General features: G+C 76.0%; 3 protein-coding genes. 1 reads left to right on the forward strand and 2 read right to left on the reverse strand.

Annotated elements, in window-relative coordinates; genetic code table 11:
- Positions 1-12: 12 nt before the first annotated feature.
- Positions 13-3972 carry a type VII secretion protein EccCa gene (gene eccCa, locus ACSNOB_RS19205; protein WP_436687897.1) on the reverse strand — a complete coding sequence of 1320 codons (3960 nt, stop codon included), beginning with the start codon at positions 3970-3972 and terminating at the stop codon, positions 13-15.
- 101 nt (positions 3973-4073) lie between these two features.
- On the opposite strand from eccCa, the gene eccD reads away from it, so the two are divergent.
- A complete protein-coding gene (gene eccD / locus ACSNOB_RS19210; RefSeq protein WP_436687898.1) occupies positions 4074-5474 on the forward strand; it encodes a type VII secretion integral membrane protein EccD in 1401 nt (466 codons plus the stop codon).
- A 34-nt stretch (positions 5475-5508) separates the two neighbouring features.
- Here eccD and ACSNOB_RS19215 read toward each other — a convergent pair whose 3' ends face one another.
- Positions 5509-6015 carry an inorganic diphosphatase gene (locus tag ACSNOB_RS19215; protein WP_091107853.1) on the reverse strand — a complete coding sequence of 169 codons (507 nt, stop codon included), beginning with the start codon at positions 6013-6015 and terminating at the stop codon, positions 5509-5511.
- Positions 6016-6176: the final 161 nt, after the last annotated feature.

A 6176-nucleotide genomic window follows, 5' to 3' on the forward strand; every position in this document is an offset into this window, starting at 1 on the left:
CGGGGACACCCGTCACGGCGACGGCAGATACGCCAGCTGGACCAGCCGCACACCCTCCCGCCGGGTGACCAGCCGCCCGCGCCCCGGCGGCAGCGGCCCGGGCCGGACCGGGCCGACCAGCGCCCCCTCCTCCGGGCTGCCCGCCATCACCAGCCCGGCGGTGGACAGCTCGCGCAGGCGCTGCACGATCGGCTCGTACTGGGCCCGCCCGGCGCCGCCCGAGCGCCGGACGAGCACCAGGTGCAGCCCGACGTCGCGGGCGTGCGGCAGGTGCTCCTCCAACGCGCGCAGCGGGTTGGCCGGCCCGCCGGCGACCAGGTCGTAGTCGTCGACCAGCACGAACAGCTCGGGCCCGGACCACCACGACCGCTCCCGCAGCTGCGCGGGGGTGACCTCGGGCCCGGGCGCCCGCGCGTGCATGTAGCCCGCGGCCGACTCGATCAGGTCGGTGGTGTGCGCCGCGGCGGAGCCGTACCCGATCAGGTGCGGGGCCTCGGTGAGGTCCGCCAGGCTGCGCCGGTAGTCGACCAGGATCACGCGGGCCTGCTCGGGGGTGAAACGGGTGATGATCGAGGTGGCCAGCGCGCGCAGGAACGACGACTTGCCGCACTCGGCGTCGCCGAAGACCACGAAGTGCGGCTCGGTGGCGAAGTCCAGCACCACCGGGCGCAGGTCGGCCTCGGCGATCCCGACCGGGATGCGCAGGCCGGTGGTCGCGGTCAGGTCCAGCTCGGCGTACGGGAGCACCGGCGGGAGCAGCCGCACCGGGGGAGCCACCGGCCCCGCCCAGCTCCCGGCGACCTGCTTGACCAGGTCGGTGGTGTCGCCGCCGGAGGCGGCCAGCTGCGGCAGCGCGGTGAGGAAGTGCAGGCTCTCCGCGGTGATGCCCCGGCCCGCCGTCTGCTCGGGCACGTTCGCCGCCGCCCGGCGGGCCACCAGCGAGTCGGACGGGTCGCCGAGGCGCAGCTCCAGCCGGGAGCCGAAGAGGTCCCGGATCGCCGGCCGGAAGTCCAGCCAGCGCACCGCCGTCGCCACCACGTGCACCCCGTACGACAGGCCGCGGGTGGCCAGGTCGGTGATCAGCGGCTCCAGGTCGTCGTACTCGCCGCGCAGGGTGGCCCAGCCGTCCACCACCAGGAACACGTCGCCGAACGGGTCGGCGCCCGGCTGACCGGTGCCGGCCAGCGCGGCCCGTCGCTGCCGCCAGGCGGCCATCGACTCCACGCCCAGCTCGGCGAAGCGGCGTTCCCGGTCGACCAGCAGCGTGGCGATCTCGCCGACCGTGCGCCGGACGGCCGTCGGGTCGGCGCGGCCGGTGACGCCACCGACGTGCGGCAGGTCGCGCAGCGCGGCCAGCGCGCCGCCGCCGAAGTCGAGGCAGTAGACCTGCACCTCGGCCGGGGTGTGGGTGAGCGCGAGCGCGCAGATCAGCGTGCGCAGCGCGGTCGACTTGCCGCTCTGCGGCCCGCCGACGACCGCGACGTGCCCGGCGGCGCCGTCCAGCGAGAGCCAGAGCAGGTCGCGGCGCTGCTCGAAGGGCTTGTCGACCACCGCCACCGGCACCTGCAACGCGCCGTGCAGGTCCGGATTGCCGAAGGCGAGGCCGCGCTTCGGGTCGGCGGCGACCGGCCCGAGCAGCTCGTCCAGCGCCGGCGCCCGGCCGAGCGGGGGGAGCCAGACCTGGTGCGCGGGCGGGCCCTGGCCGGCCAGCCGGTCGACCATCAGCTCCAACAGGCTCCCGGTGCCGCTCTCGTCGGCCGCGGCGGGCAGGGCGGGCGGTCCGACCGGCTCCGGCTTGGGCACGAAGTGCGTGGAGAAGGCGAGCAGGCGGAGGGCTCCCGCGCCGCCGGCGCCCGGCGCCGCGCCGAGCCGGCGCAGCGCCCCGGAGACGTACGCGGCCTTGAACCGCACCAGCGGCTCGGTGCCGAAGCGCAGGTACCCGTGGCCGGGGGAGCGGGGCAGCTCGTGCGCGTCCGGCACCCCGAGCACCGTCCGCGACTCCAGCGCGGAGAAGGTACGCAACCCGATCCGGTACGACAGGTGGGTGTCCAGCCCGCGCAGCCGCCCCTCCTCCAGCCGCTGCGAGGCCAGCAGCAGGTGCACGCCGAGCGACCGGCCCAGCCGGCCGATCTGCACGAACAGGTCGATGAAGTCGGGCTTGGCCGAGAGCAGCTCGGAGAACTCGTCGCAGATCAGCAGCAGCGACGGCAGCGGGGCGAGCGGCGTGCCGGCGGCGCGGGCCCGTTCGTAGTCACGCAGGCTGGCGAAGTTGCCGGCCCGGCGCAGCAGCTCCTGGCGGCGGACCAGCTCGCCGTTGATCGCGTCGACCATCCGGTCGACCAGCGGCAGCGCGTCGGCCAGGTTGGTGATCACCGCGGCGGTGTGCGGCAGCCGGTCGAAGGAGGCGAACGTGGCGCCGCCCTTGAAGTCGATCAACACGAAGTTGAGCTGCTCCGAGCTGTGCGTCGCGGCCAGCCCGAGCACCAGCGTGCGCAGCAACTCCGACTTGCCGGAGCCGGTCGCCCCGATCAGCAGGCCGTGCGGCCCCATCCCGTCCTGCGCCGACTCCTTCAGGTCCAGCTCGATGGCGCCGCCGTCGGTGCCCACCCCGATCGGCACCCGCAGCCGCTCGCGGGCGGAGCGGGGCGCCCACCCCTGCTCGGCGGTGAAGCCCTCCGGGTCGCCCAGACCGAGCAGCTCGGGCAGGCCCGGCTCGGCGCCGGGCGGGGCGTCCGGGCCGCGTACGGCGGTGGCCAGCCGCAGCGGGGCCAGCCGCCGGGCGATCGCCTCGGCGTCGACCAGGTCGAGCCGGTCCGCCGTGCCCACCTCGGCGTGCCCCTCGGCCGAGTGGGAGTGCAGCCGGCCGTGGCGCAGCTCCAGCAGCAGCGCGAACCGGTCCAGCAGGCGCGGCGGCGGGGTGTCCAGGTCGATGACCGTCACGGCGTCGATGCCGCCGTCCCCGGTCAGGTCGGTGGCCCCGGTCAGGTCGCCGCCGTCGAGCACCACCACCACGTGCGGGCCGTCGGTGGCGGGACCGGCCGGGCTGAACCGGGACCGGCTGGCCAGCACCTCGTCCAGCAGCCGTTCCAGCTCGGCCGCCGCGCTGGCGACCAGCCGGACCGGACCGAGGGCGTCGGTGCGGGTGGGGTGGTGGGCGTGCGGCAGCCACTTGACCCACTCCCAGGCGGCCCGCCGCTCCGGCCCCGCGCAGACGGCGACGAGCAGCTCGTCCGGGGCGTGGAAGACCGCGAGCTGGGCGAGCATCGCCCGGGCCAGCGCCTGGCCGGCCGACCCGTCGCCCGGACCGCCGGTGGCGTCGCGCACGAACACCCGGGCGAAGCTGCGCAGCGAGAGCGCCACCGGCAGGTCGGGCACCACGGAGTACGCGTCCAGGAAGCGGCGCAGCGCGCCCGCCGTCATCGGCTCCAGCTCCTCCAGCGGGCGGGTGACCGGGGGGACCAGCGGGGTCGCGAGCGTCTGCGGGCCGACGGCGACCCGGACCACCGCGAAGTCCGGGTCGGCGGGGCGCCGTTCCCAGACCCGGTGGCTGTCGACGGTCGACCAGAGCCGGCCGGGGTCCGGGTGCCGGTAGTAGAGCCCGGCGCGCTGCTGCCCGGCGGTGTGCCGGACCCGGCGCCGCAGCGCGGTCAGGTGCCGCAGGTAGTCCCGCCGGGCGGCCATCATCTCCGACTTCCTCGGCGTGCCGGAGGCGCTGCCCCACGAGGTCACCAGCATGGCCAGCGAGGAGAGCCCGAACATGCCGCCGACCACGTACGAGTAGGCCCCGCCGCCACGGCCGAACATCATCGCCATCGCCACCGTGCCGCCGAGCATGGGCAGCACCATGAGCACCTGCTGCCAGCGCCCGCCGGCGACGGCGGGGATCTCCGGCGGCGCGTCCACCGGCAGCTCGCCGACCGGGATCTCCGGCGCCGGGCGTCGGGGTGGCCGCTTGATGACGACAGTGGACACTCGACCTCCTGACAGCGCTCGGTAACCCGAGCCTGGCTCATGGTAGGTAAAGTCCTGTCGTCCGCGCAGCCACCAACCCCGCTCGATATGGAGATCCGTCGATGACAATCGGGCTGGCCCGGGTCACCATCAGCGCCCCCCAACGGCGGGTGGACGTCGCGCTGCCGGAGCAGGTTCCCCTGGCCGAGCTGCTGCCGGAGGTGCTGCGGCACGCCGGCGAAGGGCTGGCCGACGACGGTGAACGGCACGGCGGCTGGGTGCTGCGGCGCACCGACGGCGCCGTCCTGGCCACCGCACAGGCGCTGCTGCCGCAGGGCGTCCGCGACGGGGAGGTCCTGCACCTGGTTCCAGCCCGCGCGCAGTGGCCCGAGCTGGAGTACGACGACGTGGTCGAGGCGATCGCCGACGGGGCGCGGCGGCGCGGCGGCGCGTGGTCGCCGGCCGCCACCCGGGCCGCCGCCCTGGCCGGGGCCGCCGTGCCGCTGGCCGTCGGGCTGCTCGCCGTGGCGGCCGGCGGGCCGGGGCAGCGCGCCGGCTGGCCGGCCGCCGCCGTGGTCGCGCTGCTGCTCACCCTCGCCGGGGTGGTGGCGTCCCGCGCCCACGGGGACGGGCCGACGGGCGCGGCCCTCGGCGGCTACGCCCTGCCGTACGCGGCCGCGGCGGGCGCCCTGGCGGTCGGCTCCGGCGACCCGGTCGGCCCGGTCGCCGGCCTGCGCTGGGTCGGCGCGCCCGAGCTGCTGGCCGGCTCGGTGGCGCTGCTGCTGGTGTCGGTGCTCGGCCTGGTGGGCATCGCCACCCGGCTCCGGGTCTTCGTGGCCGGCGTCACCGTCGGGTCGGCCGGCGCGCTGACGGCGCTCGGCGGCCTGCTGCTCAGCCCGGACCAGACGGCGGCGGTCCTGCTCTGCGTGCTGGTCTTCGCCGTGGGGGCGGTTCCGCTGCTGGCCATCCGGCTCGGCAAGGTGCCGCTGCCCCCGATCACCCTGCCGACCGGCGAGCCGGGCGACGCCGACCGGGTCCGGGACCTGCCCGACCGGGACCGCGTCTACGCGGCGGTGGCCCGCACCGAGGAGATGCTCACCGGGATGCTGCTCGGGCACGCCGTGCTGGCGGTCGCCGCCGCGCTGGTCCTCGGCCTCTCCGGCGGGGTCGCCGGCCGGCTGCTGGTGGCGGTCGCCGCGGCCGTGCTGCTGCTGCGCTCCCGGCTGTTCGTCGCCCTGCGCCACCGGGTGCCGACCGTGGTCGCCGGCCTCGCCGGGTACGCGGTGCTGGGCGCCATGCTCGTCGACCGCTCCGGCCCGGCCGGCCGGCTCGCGCTGGTCGCCGGCGGGCTGGCGCTGGCCCTGCTGGCGGTGGCCGCCGGCACCACGTACGCCCGCCGACCGGTCTCCCCGTACGTCGGTCGGGTCGCCGACCTGGCGGACACCGCCCTGGTGGTCTCCGTGGTCCCGGTCGCCTGCGCGGTGCTCGACCTGTACGAACGGGCCCGGGGGTTGCTCGGCTGAGCGGCCCCCGGGCCCGTCGACGTTCGATGCCGGGTCAGTGCGTGGACTCGCCGCGCTCCTCGGCCTCCTTGGCGCGCCGGTACGACGCCGCGATCTCCGCCTCGGCCTCCTGCCGGCCGACCCAGGTGGCGCCCTCGACCGACTTGCCCGGCTCGAGGTCCTTGTAGACCTCGAAGAAGTGCTGGATCTCCAGCCGGTCGAACTCGCCGAGGTGGTGGATGTCGCGCAGGTGCTCCTGGCGCGGGTCCTCGTAGGGCACGCAGAGGACCTTGTCGTCGCCGCCCTTCTCGTCCGTCATCCGGAACATGCCGATGGTGCGGCACCGGATGAGGCAGCCGGGGAAGGTCGGCTCGGGGACCAGCACGAGCGCGTCCAGCGGGTCGCCGTCCTCGCCCAGGGTGCCCTCGATGAAGCCGTAGTCCGCCGGGTACTGCGTGGAGGTGAAGAGCGTGCGGTCCAGCCGGATCCGGCCGGTCGCGTGGTCGACCTCGTACTTGTTGCGGTGACCCTTGGGGATCTCAACCGTCACGTCGAAATCCATCTGCACGCTCCCTCGTTTGCCCACGCTGGCTAACGGAAACCAGCGGCACGCCGCTCCCGCGGGGGTGAATGCCCACCCGCCGGCTCCGGCCGCCGCATAGTGTTCGGACCGAAGTAGTGTCACCCAAGCAGATTTCGCGGGGGGAGGAGGGGGTCTGTCTC

Source organism: Micromonospora sp. URMC 106 (assembly GCF_051386395.1).
Lineage (GTDB): Bacteria > Actinomycetota > Actinomycetes > Mycobacteriales > Micromonosporaceae > Micromonospora.

What these genes read in the sequence shown, in the direction of transcription:
- eccD (WP_436687898.1), top strand. Translation starts at nt 4,074, where the DNA reads ATGACAATCGGGCTGGCCCGGGTCACCATCAGCGCCCCCCAACGGCGG.
- ACSNOB_RS19215 (WP_091107853.1), bottom strand. Translation starts at nt 6,015, where the DNA reads ATGGATTTCGACGTGACGGTTGAGATCCCCAAGGGTCACCGCAACAAG.